The following is a 19025-nucleotide window of genomic DNA, read 5'->3' on the forward strand; positions in this document are numbered from 1 at the left end:
AGAAACAAATTGCAGAATAACGAAGCCCGCCGCGGTTGATATGCATCAAAAAAGGGGCTGAAATAGCCCCTTTTTTGAGATTCAAAGCGCGACTTTTCGCCGCCGGCTGGCGTAGAGGTAGAAGAGAATGGAGCTGCTGGCGCAGAAAGCGATAGAGATCAGCATCGGCCAGGCGGTAGTAAAGGTTGCCATCGACAGCAGCGCCCCGACAATCGCGCCGATGCCGAAGCGGAAGGTTCCCGCCAGCGAAGAGGCCGTCCCGGCCATATGCGGGAACTCATCAAGAATAACCGCCATCGCGTTCGAGGAGACCATCGATACGCAGCCGATAAACGCGGCCACGCCGAACACCAGCGCCCAGAAGCCGACATCAAACAGCGCGCAGACCACCATCCACACGGCCATCGCGAACTGGATCCACAGCCCGGCGCGGAACATATTCAGCGCCCCAACCCGCCGGACAAAGCGGCTGTTAATCATGGTCATGACGAACAGGAAGGCCACGTTGAGCGCAAAGTAGTAGCCGAAGTGCTGCGGGGAAACGTGGTTAATCTTGATGTAAACAAACGGCCCGGCGCTCAGAAATGAGAACATCCCGGCAAAGCTGAAGCCGCTCGCCAGCATATAGCTCAGCACGCGCTTGTGGCGGAACAGGGTGGCAAAATTGCCGAGGGTGGTGCGAATGTGGAACTTCTGCCGCCGCTCCGGCGGCAGGGTCTCGCTAATGAAGAACGCGATCATTGCCGAAGCCAGCAGCGCCGCCACCGCAAGGATCCAGAATATCGCATGCCAGCTGAACCATACCAGCACCGCCCCGCCCACCATCGGTGCGACCAGCGGAGCGATGGTGGTGACCAGCATCACGAACGACATCATCCGCGAAAACTCTTCTTTCGGATAAATATCGCGCATCAGGGCGTTAATCACCACGCTCGCCGCCGCCGCCGCGAGGCCGTGGAAGAAGCGCATGGTGATCAGCATTTCGATGGTCTGCGACAGCGCGCAGGCCACCGCGGCGGCGGCAAAAATCAGCGTCCCCCCGAGGATAACCGGCTTACGGCCGATGCTGTCAGCCATCGGGCCGTACAGCAGCTGGCCAAAGGCAAAGCCCAGAATATAGGTACTGAGCGTCATCTGCGCGCTGCCGTCCGGCACGTTAAACTGCGCCGAGATCACCGGCAGAGCCGGGAGATACATATCGATCGACAGCGGCATGAGCATGGCCAGCAGGCCAAGAATAAACACAATCCCCAGGGAAGAATTCTGCTTTGCCGTCACGTTTTACTCCGTGCATGCTGAACGCCAACGCTGGCAATCTCTTCTTCCGTCAGCGGGCGATACTCGCCGGGCGCCAGAGAGTCGTCCATGGCGATTGCGCCGATTCGTTCACGATGCAGGCCGACAACGTGGTTGCCCACGGCGGCAAACATCCGCTTAACCTGGTGGTAGCGCCCTTCGCTGATGGTCAGGCGGACTTCCGTCGGGGTAATCACTTCGAGAACCGCCGGCCGGGTCAGATCTTTTTCATTGTGCAGCTGAACGCCCTCGGCGAACTGCTCCGCGGTGTTTTCAGCGACCGGGTTTTCCAGCGTCACCAGATAGGTCTTTTCGCAGTGATGGCGCGGAGAGGTAATACGGTGCGACCACTGGCCGTCGTCGGTCATCAGCACCAGGCCGGTGGTGTCGATATCCAGACGCCCTGCGGCATGTAGCTTGTGCGCCACCGGCACGTCGAGAAAATAGAGCACCGTGGGGTGATCCGGATCGTCGGTAGAACAGACGTAACCCTGCGGCTTGTTAAGCATAAAGTAGCGCGGGCCGTTCTGCTGGGTAAGCGTATTACCGTCATACTCAACGTCATGCTCCGGCTGGAGCTTGAACGAAGCGTCTTTCACGATTTCACCATCCACGAGAACGCGGCTGCTGCGGATTTCACGTCCGGCAATAGCCCTACTGACGCCAAGTTGCTGAGCGATAAACTTATCAAGTCGCATGAGATTTTTTTAGCCTGTAATAATGCTGGAGCGGGCAAGCGCCCGAAAAAGAAGAAATTCATTGGCTAGTATAACGGGCTCTTAACGCCACTCAAGGGAAAAGATTCGTGGCATACTATTTGCGAGTTAATTAACGCCTGTGAAGCCATGAATTTTACACTACGCCCCTACCAAAAAGAGGCGGTCGATGCCACCTTAGCCTGGTTTCGCCGCCACCATGAGCCCGCCGCTATCGTCCTGCCAACCGGGGCAGGCAAAAGCCTGGTCATTGCCGAACTGGCGCGCCTGGCCCGCGGCCGCGTGCTGGTTCTGGCGCACGTCAAAGAGCTGGTGGCGCAAAACCACGCTAAGTATCTTGCCCTTGGGCTGGAAGCCGACATTTTCGCCGCAGGGCTGAAGCGCAAAGAGAGCCACGGTAAGGTGGTTTTCGGCAGCGTGCAGTCGGTTGCCCGCAATCTCGAGCAGTTCCAGGGGGAGTTTTCGCTGCTGATCGTCGATGAGTGCCACCGCATCAGCGATGACGACGATAGCCAGTACCAGCAAATTATCGCCCACCTGCGGCAGGTCAATCCGCAGCTGCGCCTGCTTGGGCTCACCGCCACGCCGTTTCGCCTCGGCAAGGGCTGGATTTATCAGTTCCATTATCATGGCATGGTGCGCGGCGACGAGAAGGCGCTGTTTCGCGACTGCATCTATGAGCTGCCGCTGCGCTACATGATTAAACACGGCTATCTGACGCCGCCGGAGCGGCTCGATATGCCGGTAGTGCAGTACGATTTCAGCCGCCTTCAGGCGCAGAGCAACGGCCTGTTTAGCGAGGCCGACCTCAATCACGAGCTGAAAAAACAGCAGCGCATTACGCCACATATCGTCAGCCAGATTGTTGAGTTTGCCCAGACGCGAAAAGGGGTGATGATTTTCGCCTCTACGGTGGAGCACGCGCGGGAAATCACCGGTCTGCTGCCCGCAGGCGAGGCCGAACTGATTACCGGCGAAACGCCGGGCCCGCAGCGCGACCGCATTATTGAATCGTTTAAAGCTCAGCAATACCGCTATCTGGTCAACGTGGCGGTGCTGACCACCGGCTTTGACGCCCCGCATGTCGATCTTATCGCCATTCTGCGCCCGACCGAATCGGTGAGCCTCTATCAGCAAATCGTCGGTCGCGGCCTGCGCCTGGCGCCGGGAAAAACCGACTGCCTGATCCTCGACTATGCCGGCAACCCGCACGACCTCTACGCGCCCGAAGTCGGGACGCCTAAAGGTAAGAGCGACAACGTGCCGGTGCAGGTCTTCTGCCCGGCCTGCGGTTTTGCCAATACCTTCTGGGGCAAAACCACCGCCGACGGCACGCTGATCGAACATTTTGGCCGCCGCTGTCAGGGCTGGTTTGAGGATGATGACGGCCATCGCGAGCAGTGCGACTTTCGTTTTCGCTTTAAGAACTGCCCGCAGTGTAATGCGGAGAACGATATCGCCGCCCGCCGCTGCCGCGAGTGCGACACGATCCTCGTCGATCCCGATGATATGCTGAAGGCGGCGCTGAAGCTCAAAGACGCGCTGGTGCTGCGCTGCAGCGGCATGGATCTGCAGCACGGCGCCGACGACAAAGGCCCGTGGCTGAAAATTACCTACTACGATGAAGACGGCGCCGACGTTAGCGAGCGCTTCCGCCTGCAGACGCCCGCCCAGCGCACCGCGTTTGAACAGCTGTTTATTCGCCCGCACACCCGCACGCCCGGCGTGCCGCTGCGCTGGATAACCGCCGCCGATATCCTTGCTCAGCGGGCGCTGCTGCGCCATCCGGACTTTGTCGTCGCCCGCATGAAGGGGCAATACTGGCAGGTGCGGGAGAAAATGTTCGACTACCAGGGACGCTTCCGCCGGGCCAACGAACTGCGTTAATCGGCATTAAGGCTGAGGTTTTGATTGCCGTAAAAACCTCAGGCGGCTATAATACCGCCCGCTTTTGCATTCGCAAAGCAGATCATCTGCCTGCTGCTGGGTCGCCTGTAGCAGGATTTAAATATAGAGAGACATCAATGTTTACTATCGACGCAGAAGTACGTAAAGAGCAGGGTAAGGGTGCGAGCCGCCGCCTGCGTGCAGCTAATAAATTCCCGGCCATCATTTATGGCGGCGAAGCTACTCCGGTAGCAATTGAGCTGGACCAGGACAAACTGTGGAACATTCAGGGTAAAGCTGAGTTCTACGGTGAAGTTCTGACCATCGTTCTCGATGGCAAAGAAGAGAAAGTTAAGGTTCAGGCTGTTCAGCGTCACCCGTTCAAGCCAAAACTGTCTCACATCGACTTCGTTCGCGCTTAATAGCCGATAGCAGTTGTTGTATGAAGCGCCCCGGTCCGCAAGGTCCGGGGCGTTTTGTTATGTGCTTTGCGCCCACAGAGCCGGCGCTAAATCGATAACCGTCTTCAGATCCTGGTGTTTGTTCATGCCCGGCTGCCAGAGCATCACCATCGTGACGTTCAGCCCCTGGCTGCCGACCTCGGTGTCGATTTTACTCACCCCATCCCAGCGCTGCGCCTGAAGGTGATCGGCCAAAAACCCCCAGCCCTGCCCTTGCTGCATGGCGTGACGCAGCAGCGTGATTTCATTCATATACTGCGTATGGCCGGAGATCTGCAGCCGGCGGGCAATCTGATCGTCAGAACGGCGATGCATCACCAGCTGCGGTACCAGCGCCAGATTCAGCAGCGTCAGCGGCCTCGCATAGCCGGCAAACAGCCGCTCTGCGGCATAAAATCCCAGCTCAACGGTCCCCAGCGCGCGCCACTCCATCTCGCTGCCGAGGGTACGGTTATTGGCCTGACATAGCGCCAGGTCGGCATGGCCGTCGGCCAGCGCCTGTTCGGCCTCGCGACGCGACGCGCTCCAGCAGCTCATCCGCAGCTGACGCTGCGCAAGATTATCGGCCAGCGCACAGAGAAAGCCGCGCGGCACGAAGGGATCGTACGCCACCCTCAGCTCCTGCCAGGCCGTGCCCGGCAGCGTCCGGGCAAAGGATTCAAAGGCCTGCGCCTGACGCAGCAGCAGATGCGCCTGGCGAAAAAGCTGCTCCCCCTCCGCGGTTAACGCCAGGCTGCGTCCGTGGCGCAGGAATAGCGCGTAGCCCAGCGCATCTTCCAGATAATCCAGCAGATCGCGCAGCGTCGTGCGATCTTTGCCGAGGCGAATCGCCGCCCGCGACAGCGAGCCCGTTTCGGCGACGGTGGCGAAAGCCTCAATTTGCGCAAAAGAGTACTGCAGCGTTTTCATACCACCTCATCCTTGCGGGGGAAAATCCCCCATCGGCTGATTTTAGCCTGCGGCCGACGATTTATATACTGCGCATCGGGTTGTAATGGCTAACAAGGAATTTCTGATGACAAGTATAAAAACGATCAAACCGCTGGCGCTGGCGCTGATGCTTACCGCCCTGCCCGGCGCCGCGCTGGCGCAGGCGCAGCAGGCGTGCGGCGGCGTGCTGCTCGATACCTGCCCGACGCCGTTTGATAAAACGCTGCCGGCGGCTAAAGAGATGCTCACCTGGGATCGGGCCGATCGGGTGATTGGTTTTCGTAACGACTATCGTAACTATGCCGGGGACGTCTTTCACCACGGCGCCTCCGCTGCGCTCCAGCAGGCAGATAAGCCGCTGACCGACGTCAGCTATACGGTAAACGGCCATACCTGGCACCTGGAGGACTACCTGAAGCGCCAGAACGTTACCGGCTTCCTGGTACTGAAAGAGGGCAAAATTGCCTATAAATATCTTGGCGCCGGCAACAGCGACACGACCCTGTGGACCTCACGCTCGGTTGGCAAAGCGGTGGTTTCCACGCTGGTCGGTATCGCGATTCAGCAGGGAAAAATCCGCTCTTTGGATGACCTGGTGACCGATTATGAACCCGACCTTAAAGGGACGGCCTGGGAGGGCGTGACGCTCCGTCAGCTGATTCAGCACACCTCCGGCGTTGAGTGGAATGAGGACTACACCAACCCGCAGTCCCACTTCGCCCGGCTGACCCAGTGCGAGGCGCAACCGGGCGCCTACGACTGCGTCAGCAAGATTGTCGCCTCCCTGAAACGCGCCCATCCGCCCGGGGAGCAGTGGTCCTACTCCTCCGGCGGGGCATGGCTGCTGGGGGATATCGTGGAGCGAGCAACCGGCATGCCCCTTGCCGCCTGGCTGGAGCAAACGCTATGGCGGCCTGGCGGCATGGCCCAGGATGGCGTGTGGCACGCCTATCAGCAAGGCAAGCACGATGTCGGCGCCCACGGCTTCAACGCCACGCTTGAAGACTGGGGACGCTTCGGTGAGTTCGTCGCCCGGGACGGACGCCTGGCCAACGGGAAAGCGCTGGTGCCTGACGGCTGGTTCGATATGGCCTCCGCCTGGGCTCAGGCGCAGAAGTCGGTCTCCGCGGCGCATCCTGAGGGAATTTACGGATTCCAGTGGTGGAATAACGCCATTCCAGCTAATGCCAAAAACGTCGAACCGACGGCTCAGCAAGGGCTGAAGGATTCCCTGTGGGCGCTCGGCATCTATGGCCAGGTGATTATGGTCAATCGCGCTGAGCATCTGGTTATCGTCCAGTGGTCAACCTGGCCGCAGGCGGAGCCTTCGTTTAGCGCCCAGCCGCTGGAGGCCGCGCTGATGTACAGCGCCATCGCCCGCCAGCTGCGCTAAACCCTATCGCTCTTTGCCCGCTCTGTGGCAAAGAGCGAGGCTGAATTAAGCGCCAGGTGCTGCAGCAGCATGATGGTTTTGGCATCCACGATCTCACCGTCGCGGATAGCCTGCAGCGCCTGCTCAAGCGGCCACTCCAGCACTTCGATATCTTCCCCCTCTTCCGCCAGCCCGCCGCCGCCGGTTTGCCGATCGTCAGGCGAGTATTCGGCAATAAAAAAGTACAGCTTTTCCGTGACCGAACCGGGGCTCATGTAGGCGGTAAAAACGGGCTCGATGCGGGTCACCCGAAAGCCCGTCTCCTCCTGCGCTTCGGCGATAATTCGCTCTTCCGGGGAGGCGTTATCCAACAGTCCGGCGGCGGCCTCAATTAAAAATCCGTGGTGGCCGTTAATCCAGACCGGAAAGCGAAACTGGCGGATGAGAACCACCGTTTTTTTCTCGCGGCTGTAAAGTAGAATGACGGCACCGTTTCCGCGGTCGTAGGCTTCGCGACTCTGCTCCTGCCAGCGCCCGTCACGCCGCAGCAGCTCAAAGGTATATGTTTTGAGCGTATACCAGTTATCGGATAACAGCGTTTCACGGATATTACGAACCTTTGGTGCGTCAATGTGCATGCTTTGCTCCTTATCAGGTGACAGCAGGCACCATAACATGCATAATCAGGCACAAACAAGATCAATCGTGAAGGAAACCGCATGCTTGCCAGTCAACGAAAGCAGCTTATTTTGCAGATTCTCACCGCCGAGAAGCAGGTGATGTCGGGAGAGCTCAGCCAGCGCTTTGGCGTCTCGGAGGACTCCATTCGTCGCGACTTACGCGAGCTGGCGGCGGAAGGGAAGCTGCAGCGGGTTCACGGCGGCGCGCTTCCGGCTTCGGCCGCCGTTGCCCCGATAGCAACGCGCAGAAACGTGCAAATCGATTCAAAACAGGCGATTGCCCGCCGGGCGGCGGCGCTCATTCATCCAGGCCAGGTGGTTATCGTTGACGGCGGGACCACCACCACCGAGATGGTGAAGTTTCTGCCCGCCGATTTGGCCTGCACCATCGTGACCCACAGCCCCGGCATTGCCGTCGCGCTGGTCGATCGGCCGCTGATTGAGGTGATCCTGATCGGTGGCCGCTTGTTTAAACATTCGCTGGTCGCCGTCGGCGCTGCGGCGCTGGAAGGCATTGCGCGGATCAACGCCGATCTGTTTTTTATGGGCGTCACCGGAGTACATCATCATGCGGGTTTCACCACCGGGGACTATGAAGAAGCGGGTATTAAGCGGGCGCTGGCCGCACGGGCGGCGGAAACCATCGTGATGGCGTCGCAGGAGAAGCTGAATTCGGCATCGGCTTTTGCCATCGGCGAGCTGAGCCTTGCCGGTACGCTGGTGGTGGATAGCCCGGTGGATGAGATGCTGCAGGCGCGGCTGGCACAATGCGGTATTGAAACGATCCACGCTGGCGCGCAGTAAGAGAGGAGAACGCCCCCGGCCTGAAGCCGGGAGCGTTTAGCTTCAGCTGCCGCCGGACGTCCGCCGCTGGAGCTGATCGCGCAGATTCGGCGGCGTGCCCTTAATGGTTAAGGTATCCGTCGCCGGGTCCCAGAACACGCGCTCGCCGAGCAGCATGGCATCAAAGTTGATCGTCAACCCGCCGCCGCTGCCGGCAAACTTGGTGAGCTGCCGCAGAGTGCTGCGATCCGCCGGGAAGCTCTCTTCCAGCTCATACCCCTGTTCAGCGGTAAACTCCTGGAAACTCTTCTCGCTCACGCCCGCCAGCTCTTTAGAGAGCGATTCAAGCTCGATCTCTTCTCCGGACTGCAGCTGCTCGCTGCAGTAGGCGTAAACCTGCTGACGCACGTTCTGCCGCTCGGACTTATCCAGCTGCGCGTCGGCGGCAAAATCATCCACCGCCTGCAGCAGGCCGCGGTTCTGCGCTTTGGCGTTCAGCCCTTCGCTGGCACCGAGGAAATCCATAAAGAAATCGGCGACTTTGCGCCCTACCCGACCCTTCAGGAAGGTCAGATAGCGGGTGGATTCCGGGTTCGTCTCCCACTCGGTTAAATCAATGCGCGCCACGATATCGGCATGATTGATGTCCAGGTAGTGGGTGGAGCTGATATCCAGCTCTTCGTTGACGCGCATGCTGCTCAGGTTGTTCAGCACCGCCACCAGCAGATACTCAACCGCCAGATAGCGATACTGGCAAAACAGGACGATCCCGCCCTCGGCGAAGGGATATTTCGCCAGCTCGTCACGCAGACGACCGGTGGCCGCGCGGCTGAACGGCAGAAAATCTTCTTCACCTTTGCGCTGCAGGCGCAGCGCCTGCGCCAGCTCGCTCTCTTCATTAAACAGGCCATAGGCCTTGTTTTTTGCGCTGTAGACACGATGCAGCTCGGCCATCATCTCTACCACCGTCGCATTCGGCTCCAGCAGCGAATCGCGCAGCACCAGCTCAAGGTTTTGTTCATCACGTTTAATTAACTGATGCAGGGCAATCTGGTCGATATCCAGACTCATGTTAAACTCTCCTTTTAGACCGGGCGGTATTCAACCACCGCCGGGACGGCGACGCAACCGGCGCGTGACTCTTCGGCTAGCGGAGACTCGCGATCCTGCGCGCTTTTGCGCCGTGGCGAAAAAATGCGGAAAAAAAGCTGCTGCTACGGTAATATGTTGCCCTTTCACGAACAAACAGATTTTGACTTTTATGCCGCAATTATCCCGCTATAGTGATGAACACGTCGAACAGCTGCTCAGCGAGCTGACCAACGTGCTGGAAACACACAAAGCCCCCGTTGACCTTTCACTGATGGTGCTAGGCAATATGGTGACCAACCTGATCAATAGTAGCGTCGCGCCGGCGCAGCGTCAGGCGATCGCCCGTTCTTTTGCCCAGGCTCTGCAGTCCTCAATCAACGACGACCCGGCGCACTAAGGATAACCAACAACTTTATATGGTGACTCTTCGTCAGCCCTACCGAGAAAAAGTCTCCCAGATGGTCAGCTGGGGGCACTGGTTCGCCCTGTTCAACATGTTGTTGGCTATGGTGCTCGGCAGCCGCTATCTTTTTGTCGCCGACTGGCCAACGACGCTTGGCGGACGCATTTTTTCGTACGTCAGCCTCGTTGGTCACTTCAGTTTCCTGGTCTTTACCAGCTACGTACTGATCCTCTTTCCGCTGACGTTTGTCGTGATATCACAGCGACTTATGCGCTTCCTGTCGGTCATTTTGGCCACCGCAGGAATGACGCTGCTGCTGATTGATAGCGAAGTTTTCACCCGCTTCCACCTGCATCTCAACCCTATCGTCTGGGAACTGGTTATCAACCCGGACCAGAACGAGATGGCGCGGGACTGGCAGCTGATGTTTATCAGCGTGCCGATTATCTTCCTGCTGGAAATGCTTTTTGCGACCTGGAGCTGGCAGAAGCTGCGCAGCCTGACGCGCCGCCGCCACTACGCGCGCCCCGTCGCCTGGCTTTTCTTTATCTCTTTTATCAGCAGCCACCTGATCTATATCTGGGCGGATGCTAATTTCTATCGTCCGATTACCATGCAGCGGGCGAACCTGCCGCTCTCCTATCCGATGACCGCGCGCCGCTTCCTTGAGAAACACGGCCTGCTGGACGCGCAGGATTACCAGCGTCGCCTGGTGGAGCAAGGCGCTCCGGAAGCCGTCTCCGTACAGTATCCGCTGAGCGATCTGCGCTATCGCGACCTCGGCGCCGGCTATAACGTGCTGCTGATTACCGTTGATAACCTGAACTACTCGCGTTTCGAGAAGAACATGCCGGAGCTTGCCGGCTTCGCGAAAGATAGCGTCAACTTTACCCAGCATATGAGCTCAGGCAACAGCACCGATAACGGTATTTTTGGCCTGTTCTACGGCATTTCACCTGGCTATATGGACGGCGTGCTGTCGGCCCGTATTCCGGCCGCGCTGATTACCGCACTCAACCAGCAGGGCTATCAGCTGGGCCTGTTCTCTTCCGACGGCTTCAGCAGCCCGCTCTATCGCCAGGCGCTACTGTCCGACTTCTCGCTGCCGGTCGCCAAAACCCAAAGCGATGAGCAGACGGCAAATCAGTGGATTGGCTGGCTGAATCGCTACGCTCAGGATGAAAACCGCTGGTTCTCGTGGATTTCGCTCAACGGCACCTCGCTTGACGACGGCCAGCAGCAGAACTTCGTGCGCCGCTATAGCCGCGCGGCGGGTGATGTCGATACGCAGATTGGCCGGGTGCTCAGCGCTCTTCGCGAGGCGGGCAAGCTGGATAACACGGTGGTTATCGTCACCGCCGGTCACGGCATGCCGCTGAATCCTCAGCACGGCAAGTTTGACTGGTCGAGAGATCAGCTGCAGGTTCCGCTGGTAATTCACTGGCCGGGCATTCCGGCGCAGAATATCGCGACGCTGACCGATAACAAAGACGTGATGACCACGCTGATGCAGCGCCTGCTGCACGTCTCTACCCCGGCGAACGAGTATTCGCAGGGTGAGGACCTGTTTAGCCCTGCGCGCCGCCGCGGCTGGGTCACCGCGGCGAACAGCGATACGCTGGCGGTCACCTCACCGGAAGTCACCGTGGTGTTGAACCACAACGGAACCTACAGCACCTGGAACAGCGACGGTAAGAAGATCGACAATCGCAAACCGCAGCTCAGCCTGCTGCTGCAGATCCTGACGGATGAAAAGCGCTTTATCGCTAACTGATTGATTAATTATGAATCAATTGGTCGTTCCCCGCTTGCATTCGCCAGGGGAACGGGTAATATTACCGCCACGCGTCGGCACGTAGCGCAGCCTGGTAGCGCACCGTCATGGGGTGTCGGGGGTCGGAGGTTCAAATCCTCTCGTGCCGACCAAATCACTCCGAGAAACCAGCCTTTTAAGGCTGGTTTTTTTATGCCTGCTTTTCGCCAGGGCGTCAACGAGTGGGGCCCGGACAATAACCCCACACTTCCTCGCTATTCCGGCGTATCAGAACCTATAAAATATCCCCTCATCGGTTCTTTGTGCCCGAAAGCTGACGCGAACCCGCCCGCAGCGCCGCTCTTGAGCCGCGCCGCAAAATAAACTGCGATACCGCTGATTGTAAATCGAGGAATAGCTTCTATCATTCGACTGTATCAGTCATACGCCAGGAAGATAAATATGAGAGTTAATGGAATTACCAAGGGATTTTTTATCCTGATTCTGCTGATAGTCAGCCTTGCCTTTTTTGATGTTCTTTCTCCCTATTACTCAGCCATTCTGTGGGCGGCGATTCTGGCCGTGATCTTCAATCCGGTGAAGAACAAGATCCGCGCTAAGCTTGGTGAACGTAATGGCCTGGCCTCACTGCTCACCGTGGCGATTATCTGCCTGATTGTCTTCACCCCGCTGGCGATTATTATCTCCTCGCTGGCGCTCGAGCTGAACGTGGTTTACACCAAGCTTGAGCACAATGACACCCAGTTTCCGTCGGTAGTGGCAAGCCTGTTTGCCCATCTCCCGGAGTGGGTCAGAAGCTTCCTCTCTGAGCATAATCTCGACAGCGCCGATCAGATTCAGAAACAGCTCTCAGACGCGGCGCTAAAAGGAGGCCAGTACCTGGCCGGCAGCGCATTTCTGATTGGTAAAGGGACTTTCGGCTTTACCATTAGCTTTGGCGTCATGCTGTATCTGCTGTTTTTCCTGCTCAAGGATGGCCCGTATCTGGTGCTGCTGATCCTCGAATCCCTGCCGCTGTCGAATTACGTTAAGCAGCACCTGTTTGCCAAATTTGCCGCCGTCGCCAGGGCAACCGTGAAGGGTACCGTCGCCGTCGCTCTGGTCCAGGGCATCCTCGGCGGAATTGCCTTCTACGTTGCCGGAATTGACGGCAGCATTTTGTGGGGCGCGATCATGGCGTTTCTGTCGCTGATCCCGGCGGTCGGTTCCGCCATCGTCTGGGTTCCCGCGGCCATCTTCCTCTTCGCAACCGATCAGATATGGCAAGGGGCGTTTGTCGTCGGCTTCTTCGTGATCGTTATCGGGCTGGTGGACAACATCCTGCGTCCGCTGCTGGTGGGTAAAGATACTAAAATGCCGGACTACATGATTCTGATCGCCACCCTCGGGGGAATGGAGATTTACGGTATTAACGGTTTTGTGATCGGACCGCTGATCGCCGCGCTGTTTATCGCCTGCTGGAATCTGCTCTCAGGCCGCGAACACGCCGGCAATACCGATGAAATTGATGAAGAGTTTATCGAGGAAGGCAAGCTAACCCGCGACGAGTGAGCCGTTAGCGGCGCGACGTCAGCAGCCTTAGGGGGTGCTGACAAAAACCAGGAGGAGCCGCCTGCCCCTCCTGGCGTTCGCGGCGCGAGCCATACTCTTATTTTGCGTAGCCTTTGAAAGTGCCGTTTTCAGTCACCGCAATCTTGCCGTTGGTGTAAACAATAAAATTGTACAGCCCCTGCTGGTAGACCGTTGCCTTAGGCTCCTTCTCAATCACCGCCGCCGGTTTACCGTCAACGGTAATCCCGGTACTGGTAGACTTGATCTCCATCCCCGCAAAGTGCTTTACGTTACCCTTAGCGCCTTGTGCGTGCTGTACGGCGCTGGCAGCGTTCTCCATCGCCTGTTTCTCATAGGCGGCGTTAAGAGCAGCTTGTTTATTTTGCTCAGCTAAATAACAGGTATCTTTCGATACGCCTTTGGCTTCACAGCTGGCTAAACGCTGCGCCTCGGAGGTGCAGCCCGCTAAGGCTGCCGTCATCCCCAGTACCGCGACCAACATGACTTTATTCACTTTCATCTATCATCACTCATATAAATAATCTAATTTTAATAACAATTCCATATCAATTAATTTCCCTGGTAAATCATTCTAAGCGGTGAATATTGGGCGGCGCGACTGAAATAATTTCATGCGAAAATTAAGTTTTTCATTGATGATTATCAATGCTGATTTCACCAATAAAAGCATGGTGCGATAAACCTGTAAAATCCTGCGGATAATAGTTCTTTAGTTAAGGTTACTTTCAGTAAGTTCCCATACACCATAACAATAAAGCAGCATATCACACTATTTTATATGCAAATATTGGTAAATAACTCTTACCAATGACGCAAACAGTGATAGTCTTTTAGCGTTGAAGAACGATAACAAAGGATGATCGATCGTGAAAAAAATTGCTACGTTTGCAGTTTCCCTGCTGACCGTTGCCTGTGTCTCCACCAGCGCTCTGGCCGCCGAACAGCCTCTGGAAAAGATTGCGCCCTATCCGAAAGCGGAGAAAGGCATGAAACGTCAGGTGATCCAGCTGCCGCCGCAGCAGGACGAATCGGCCTATAAAGTTGAGCTGCTGATTGGCCAGACGCTGGAAGTCGACTGCAACCGCCATCGCCTGGGGGGTCAGCTGGAAAGCAAAACCCTGGAAGGCTGGGGCTACGACTATTTCGTCTTTGATAAAGTGACGTCGCCGGTTTCGACCATGATGGCCTGCCCGGACGGGAAGAAGGTGGAGAAGTTTGTCACCGCAGGTCTGGGTGACGCCGGCATGCTGCGTTACAACAGCAGGCTGCCGGTAGTGATTTACACGCCGGATAACGTACAAGTGAAGTACCGCATCTGGCGAGCAGACGAAACTATCGGTAATGCCGTCGAGCGCTAGCCGATAGAGGATAAGAAACCGGCGGCCAGGGCCGCCGGTTTTGCCTTCTACAGCGCGATATCCGCTATCGGTTTGCTATCCGTCAGCGGTTTCAGCTCTGCCTGAGGGGCTTTATCCGCGACCGAAACCGGCTCGTAGCGCAGCTGCAGAACCTCGCTGGTCCACGCCAGCGCCTGCTCAATCGCTGCGGAATTACCGTCGAGACGCAGGCCATAGGAGGGAACGATCTCTTTCAGCTTCGCCTGCCAGGCGGCTGAGTGAACCTTATCCTTAAAGACCGTTTCCATCAGCTGCAGCATAATCGGCGCGGCGGTCGAAGCGCCGGGCGATGCGCCCAGCAGTGCCGCAACGGTACCCTCATCATCGCTGACCACTTCGGTTCCCAGACGCAGTACGCCCTTCTTACCGTTGCGCTTAATGATCTGCACGCGCTGGCCGGCCTGCCACAGGCGCCAGTCGCCTTTATTCGCTTCCGGATAGTATTCGCGCAGCGCCTCGTGGCGATCTTTATCTTTCTGCATCACCTGGCTAATCAGGTATTTCACCAGATCGAAATTATCCAGACCGACGTTGAGCATCGGCAGAATATTTGAGGTGTTGGTCGATGCCAGAAGATCCCACAAAGAGCCGTTTTTCAGGAAACGGGTGGAGAAGGTGGCAAACGGCCCAAACAGCACCACCCGCTTACCGTCAATAATACGCGTATCAATATGCGGCACCGACATCGGCGGCGCCCCAACTTCGGCCTGACCGTAGACTTTTGCCAGATGGTGGTTAACGACCTCCGGGTTTTCACACACCAGGAACTGGCCGCCAACCGGGAAGCCCGCGTACTCTTTAGCCTGAGGAATACCGGTTTCCTGCAGCAGCGTCAGCGCCGCGCCGCCGGCGCCGATAAAGATAAATTTGGCTTTAATGACCCGCTTCTGGCGACGGTTATTCGCGTCCGCCAGGGTGACCGTCCAGCTCTTATCGGCGTTGCGCTTGAAGCGACGCACAACGGTGCCAAGCTGTAAGGAGAAGTTAGCGTGGGTCTGCAGGCCGGCAATCAGCTGACGGGTAATTTCGCCGTAGTTGACGTCGGTGCCGACCTCGGTACGGGTCGCGGCAACCTTTTGCTGCGGATCGCGCCCTTCCATCACCAGCGGAGCCCACTCTTTAATCTGCTGATGATCTTCGGAATAGCGAATACCGCGGAACAGTTCGCTCTGCTGCAGAGCGGCGTAGCGCGCGCGCAGGAAGTTGACGTTATCTTCGCCCCACACAAAGCTCATGTGCGGTACGCTGTTGATAAATGATTTCGGCTTACTCAGAATGCCGCGCGTGACCTGGTGGGCCCAAAATTGACGAGAGATATGGAAGGATTCGTTGATATCGACCGCTTTGTCGATGTTGATCCCGCTGGCGGTCTGGGGCGTATAGTTCAGCTCCATCAGCGCCGCATGCCCGGTACCCGCGTTATTCCAGCCGTTCGAGCTCTCCTCAGCCACGCTGGACATCTGCTCGACCATGGTAATAGACCAATCCGGCTCCAGTTCCTGCAGCCAGGTTCCCAACGTGGCGCTCATGATGCCGCCGCCAATCAACAGTACATCCGTCTCTTGCTCGTGGCGGGTGTTGGTCCGAGGTGTATTTGAACCAACCGCCGGTGAGCTGGGTACGGCCATCTTTTTCTTCATCGAATTTGAGCCTTACTTTACTCGCTTTTTTTTATTTAGCGCAGGTGACACGATTATCAGGAATCAAAGTAACACTGAAGATAAAAAATTTAAATATTGTTTAAAATTTAAGTTGAGTTTTGAGATCTGTTATAAAAATGTTTAATAAATGTGTACCACAAATCACATTTTGTACTGGTATAAGCGGCGCGACCGCGCTATCATCCCCCGTTTTGTGACAGACCGCACGCAAGCTCAGGCTTACTCGTCCCGGCTTAAACTAATCTGCGAACTCCCTATGCCTCAGGCCCCAGACCACGCTACGTCCGCTTCAACAGGCGACATTCGCCACGTACTTCGTTCGCCGTCGCTGTTCACGCGAGAGGCTCTGGCAGGCGTTCTGACCGCTCTGGCTCTGATTCCGGAGGTTATCTCCTTCTCAGTGATTGCCGGCGTTGACCCCAAGGTCAGCCTGATTGCGTCCGTTGTGCTGTGCCTTGCGATGTCGGTACTCGGCGGCAGGCCCGCAATGGTTACCGCCGCCGCCGGGTCGGTGGCGCTGGTGATTGGGCCGATGGTGCATCAACACGGCGTCGGCTACATCCTGCCCGCCGTCATTTTGGCCGGTATTATTCAAATTTTGTTTGGCCTGGGCGGCATGGCCCGGCTGATGCGGTTTATACCGCAAGCGGTGATGACCGGCTTCGTCAACGCGCTGGGGATTTTGATCTTTTTCGCCCAGGTTCCCCATTTTTGGAGCAAGCAGCCGCTGATCCTCGGCCTGTTCGTCCTGACGCTGCTGATTGTCCTCTGGGCGCCGCGCTATATTAAAGCGATCCCTGCGCCGCTGATTGCCATCGTGGTGTTAACCCTGTTTACCGTCACCACCGGGCAGCTGCTGCCTACCGTCGGCGACGAGGGCTCGATGAGCGGCGGGCTTCCGGGGTTCACCGCCCTGCTGGTGCCGCTCAATCTCGACACCCTGCAAATTATCTGGCCCTGCGCCCTGAGCATTGCCTTTGTCGGCCTGATGGAGTCGCTGCTGACCGCCAAATTAGTCGATGACCTGACTCAGACGCCGTCCAGCAAAGCGCGCGAGAGCGCCGGGCTGGGCATCGCCAATATTCTTGCCGGGTTCTACGGCGGCATCGCCGGCTGCGCAATGATTGGTCAGACCATTGTTAACGTTGAAATGGGTAAAGGCCGCAGCCGCGTCTCCACCCTCGCCGCCGGCGTGGTACTCCTGCTTCTGGTTACCGTGCTGAGTGAAGTGATGGCAAAAATTCCGATGGCGGTGCTGGCCGGAGTGATGGTTATTGTGGCAGCCAAAACCTTCAGCTGGCACAGCCTTCGCCCGGCCGAGCTGAAGCGCAATCCGTGGCCGGAAACGTTGGTCATGCTGGTGACCGTTGCCGCAACGGTAGGCACCAGCAATCTGGCCATTGGCGTTCTGGCAGGCCTGGTGGCGATGGCGCTGATCCCACGCAGGCTGCGCGGCGGGCCGTCGGCTACATCAGGAAAATCGTCGCCAGACCGAGAAAAATAAAGAAGCCGCCGGTATCGGTGATGGCGGTGATCATCACGCTGGAGCCGACCGCCGGGTCGCGTCCCAGCTTCACCATCACCATCGGGATAATCACCCCCATCATCGCCGCCATCAGCAGGTTGAGCATCATCGCCAGCGTCATCACGGCGCCGAGCTGCGGGTCGCTGTAGAGCCACCAGGTCACGGCGCCCATAATTCCGCCCCATACCAGCCCGTTAATCACCGCAACCCCCATTTCACGCAGGATCAGGAACGAGAAGCTTCCCGGCTGAATATGCTGCAGCGCCATCGCCCGTACGATCATGGTGATGGTTTGATTTCCGGTATTACCGCCGATCCCGGCGACGATCGGCATCAGCGACGCCAGCGCCACCAGCTGCGAAATCGTATGCTCAAAGCCGTCAATCACCCGCGAGGCGATAAACGCGGTGCACAGGTTGACCGCCAGCCACGCCCAGCGCGTTTTCACCGCTTTGCTCACCGGGGCGAAAACGTCGTCATCGTTGCTCAGCCCCCCCATTCGACGTAAATCGTTATCGGTCTCTTCATAAACCACGTCCACGATTTCGTCGATGGTCAGGCGCCCCATCAGCTTGCCGTCGGCATCAATCACCGCGGCGCTCAGCAGGTTGTCACGTTCAAAGGTGCGCGCGACCTTCTCCGCCTCTTCGTGCGGCTGAAAGGTCACCGGATCGCCTTCCATGACTTCGCCTACCCGCTTCTGCGCATCGTTGAGCAGGATGGTCTGCAGCTCCAGCTCGCCAAGCAGCAGCTTGTTGCGGGTGGTGACAAACAGCTTATCGGTGTTTTCCGGCATTTTGCCTAACCGCCGCAGGTAGCGCTGCACCGCGGCAAGCGTCGCCTCCGGGCGAACGGTGATCACCTCAAACTCCATGATCGCGCCGACGGTATTGTCGGCGTAGCGCATCATCTGACGGATACGCGCCCGCCTCTCCGCCGGCAGCTCCGCCAGCAGGCGTGCAGTCAGGTCTTGCGGCAGATGCTGCAGGATATAGACCTGCTCATCAATATCCAGATTTTGCAGCGTAAACAGCAGCTCGCGATCGCTCATCTTATCGATGAGGTCGCCCCAGACGCTTTCCGACGCCTCAAGCAGTACTTCGCCGCGTTTATCGTCGGCAATCAGCCGCCATAGCGCGTTACGCGCGTCGTAAGGCAGCGCCTCGAGGGCATCAGCGAGATCCGGCGGCGGCAGGTGGGAAACCAGCACTTCCACTTCCGCCAGATCGTCGGCAAGGGTGCCGTCGTCATAGCGTTCAGCCAGCGTTAATTTGCCCAACAGCGAGGAGGTAACGGCTTTATCAGTGCTCAGCAGCCAAATGAGGCGGGCGCGCTCTTCGTCGCGCAATCTGGCGCTTTTTTTATGCAAAACGGACATCGGTCAGGCAATCCTTGTGAGAATAGTTGGCCGACCAGCAGGCCAGGTGCCCTAAGCATAGCGCGAGGAGGGGGAAATAATAACCGCCGGCGGGTTCG

General features: G+C 57.7%; 17 protein-coding genes and 1 tRNA gene. 10 read left to right on the plus strand and 8 right to left on the minus strand.

The features are described 5' to 3' along the window. Positions 1-81 precede the first annotated feature (81 nt). Both M2416_RS22465 and rsuA read right to left on the minus strand, forming a co-directional pair. A complete protein-coding gene (locus tag M2416_RS22465; protein ID WP_132512296.1) occupies positions 82-1278 on the minus strand; it encodes a Bcr/CflA family multidrug efflux MFS transporter in 1197 nt (398 codons plus the stop codon). Next, positions 1275-1994, minus strand: a complete 720-nt coding sequence (gene rsuA / locus M2416_RS22470; RefSeq protein WP_259226878.1) for a 16S rRNA pseudouridine(516) synthase RsuA — start codon at positions 1992-1994, stop codon at positions 1275-1277. The genes M2416_RS22465 and rsuA overlap by 4 nt, the downstream gene beginning before the upstream one ends. A 147-nt stretch (positions 1995-2141) precedes the next feature. Between rsuA and M2416_RS22475 the strand changes: the two genes are divergently transcribed. Together M2416_RS22475 and rplY are read left to right on the plus strand one after the other, a co-directional pair. Continuing rightward, the gene (locus M2416_RS22475) at positions 2142-3899 is read left to right on the plus strand and encodes a DEAD/DEAH box helicase (protein ID WP_076945756.1); all 1758 of its coding nucleotides are present in this window, start codon (positions 2142-2144) and stop codon (positions 3897-3899) included. A 137-nt stretch (positions 3900-4036) separates the two neighbouring features. After that, the gene (rplY, locus tag M2416_RS22480; protein WP_041146506.1) at positions 4037-4321 is read left to right on the plus strand and encodes a 50S ribosomal protein L25; all 285 of its coding nucleotides are present in this window, start codon (positions 4037-4039) and stop codon (positions 4319-4321) included. Positions 4322-4378: 57 nt separating this feature from the next. On the opposite strand, the gene M2416_RS22485 is transcribed toward rplY, so the two are convergent. Next, on the minus strand, positions 4379-5269 hold the full coding sequence (locus tag M2416_RS22485; RefSeq protein WP_041146507.1) for a LysR family transcriptional regulator: 891 nt from the start codon (positions 5267-5269) through the stop codon (positions 4379-4381). A 106-nt stretch (positions 5270-5375) separates the two neighbouring features. Here M2416_RS22485 and M2416_RS22490 point away from each other — a divergent pair, with 106 nt between their 5' ends. Then, positions 5376-6683, plus strand: coding sequence for a serine hydrolase domain-containing protein (locus M2416_RS22490; protein ID WP_259226882.1), 1308 nt, complete (start codon positions 5376-5378; stop codon positions 6681-6683). Here M2416_RS22490 and M2416_RS22495 read toward each other — a convergent pair. After that, the gene (locus tag M2416_RS22495) at positions 6680-7300 is read right to left on the minus strand and encodes an NUDIX domain-containing protein (protein ID WP_076945759.1); all 621 of its coding nucleotides are present in this window, start codon (positions 7298-7300) and stop codon (positions 6680-6682) included. The two genes, M2416_RS22490 and M2416_RS22495, sit on opposite strands and share 4 nt — an antisense overlap. A gap of 81 nt (positions 7301-7381) precedes the next feature. On the opposite strand from M2416_RS22495, the gene M2416_RS22500 reads away from it, so the two are divergent. Then, positions 7382-8146 carry a DeoR/GlpR family DNA-binding transcription regulator gene (locus tag M2416_RS22500; RefSeq protein ID WP_076945760.1) on the plus strand — a complete coding sequence of 255 codons (765 nt, stop codon included), beginning with the start codon at positions 7382-7384 and terminating at the stop codon, positions 8144-8146. Positions 8147-8188: 42 nt separating this feature from the next. Here the strand turns inward: M2416_RS22500 and yejK are convergent, their stop codons facing one another. Next, the gene (gene yejK / locus M2416_RS22505; protein WP_041146511.1) at positions 8189-9196 is read right to left on the minus strand and encodes a nucleoid-associated protein YejK; all 1008 of its coding nucleotides are present in this window, start codon (positions 9194-9196) and stop codon (positions 8189-8191) included. Between the two features lie 190 nt (positions 9197-9386). On the opposite strand from yejK, the gene M2416_RS22510 reads away from it, so the two are divergent. From M2416_RS22510 to M2416_RS22525, 4 genes are all read left to right on the plus strand, one after another. After that, on the plus strand, positions 9387-9614 hold the full coding sequence (locus M2416_RS22510) for a YejL family protein (RefSeq protein ID WP_015583825.1): 228 nt from the start codon (positions 9387-9389) through the stop codon (positions 9612-9614). A gap of 19 nt (positions 9615-9633) precedes the next feature. Beyond that, entirely contained in the window at positions 9634-11394 is a 1761-nt protein-coding gene (gene yejM, locus M2416_RS22515; protein WP_115192208.1) for an LPS biosynthesis-modulating metalloenzyme YejM, read from the plus strand. 75 nt (positions 11395-11469) lie between these two features. After that, positions 11470-11546, plus strand: a tRNA-Pro gene (locus M2416_RS22520). A 289-nt stretch (positions 11547-11835) separates the two neighbouring features. Further along, positions 11836-12945, plus strand: a complete 1110-nt coding sequence (locus M2416_RS22525; RefSeq protein WP_041146515.1) for an AI-2E family transporter — start codon at positions 11836-11838, stop codon at positions 12943-12945. A 97-nt stretch (positions 12946-13042) separates the two neighbouring features. Here M2416_RS22525 and M2416_RS22530 read toward each other — a convergent pair whose 3' ends face one another. Continuing rightward, positions 13043-13465, minus strand: coding sequence for a hypothetical protein (locus M2416_RS22530; protein ID WP_115192207.1), 423 nt, complete (start codon positions 13463-13465; stop codon positions 13043-13045). 367 nt (positions 13466-13832) lie between these two features. On the opposite strand from M2416_RS22530, the gene eco reads away from it, so the two are divergent. Continuing rightward, positions 13833-14324, plus strand: a complete 492-nt coding sequence (gene eco / locus M2416_RS22535; protein ID WP_259226895.1) for a serine protease inhibitor ecotin — start codon at positions 13833-13835, stop codon at positions 14322-14324. Positions 14325-14371: 47 nt separating this feature from the next. Here the strand turns inward: eco and mqo are convergent, their stop codons facing one another. Next, a complete protein-coding gene (gene mqo, locus M2416_RS22540; RefSeq protein WP_041146518.1) occupies positions 14372-16003 on the minus strand; it encodes a malate dehydrogenase (quinone) in 1632 nt (543 codons plus the stop codon). A 277-nt stretch (positions 16004-16280) separates the two neighbouring features. Here mqo and M2416_RS22545 point away from each other — a divergent pair, with 277 nt between their 5' ends. After that, entirely contained in the window at positions 16281-17528 is a 1248-nt protein-coding gene (locus M2416_RS22545; RefSeq protein WP_259226897.1) for a SulP family inorganic anion transporter, read from the plus strand. Here M2416_RS22545 and mgtE read toward each other — a convergent pair. Continuing rightward, positions 17491-18927: a magnesium transporter gene (mgtE, locus tag M2416_RS22550; RefSeq protein ID WP_041146520.1), complete on the minus strand. Its 1437-nt coding sequence runs from the start codon at positions 18925-18927 to the stop codon at positions 17491-17493. The genes M2416_RS22545 and mgtE overlap by 38 nt on opposite strands. Positions 18928-19025 lie beyond the last annotated feature (98 nt).

Origin of the sequence: Klebsiella sp. BIGb0132, assembly GCF_024810075.1 — a bacterium.
Lineage (GTDB): Bacteria > Pseudomonadota > Gammaproteobacteria > Enterobacterales > Enterobacteriaceae > Klebsiella > Klebsiella terrigena.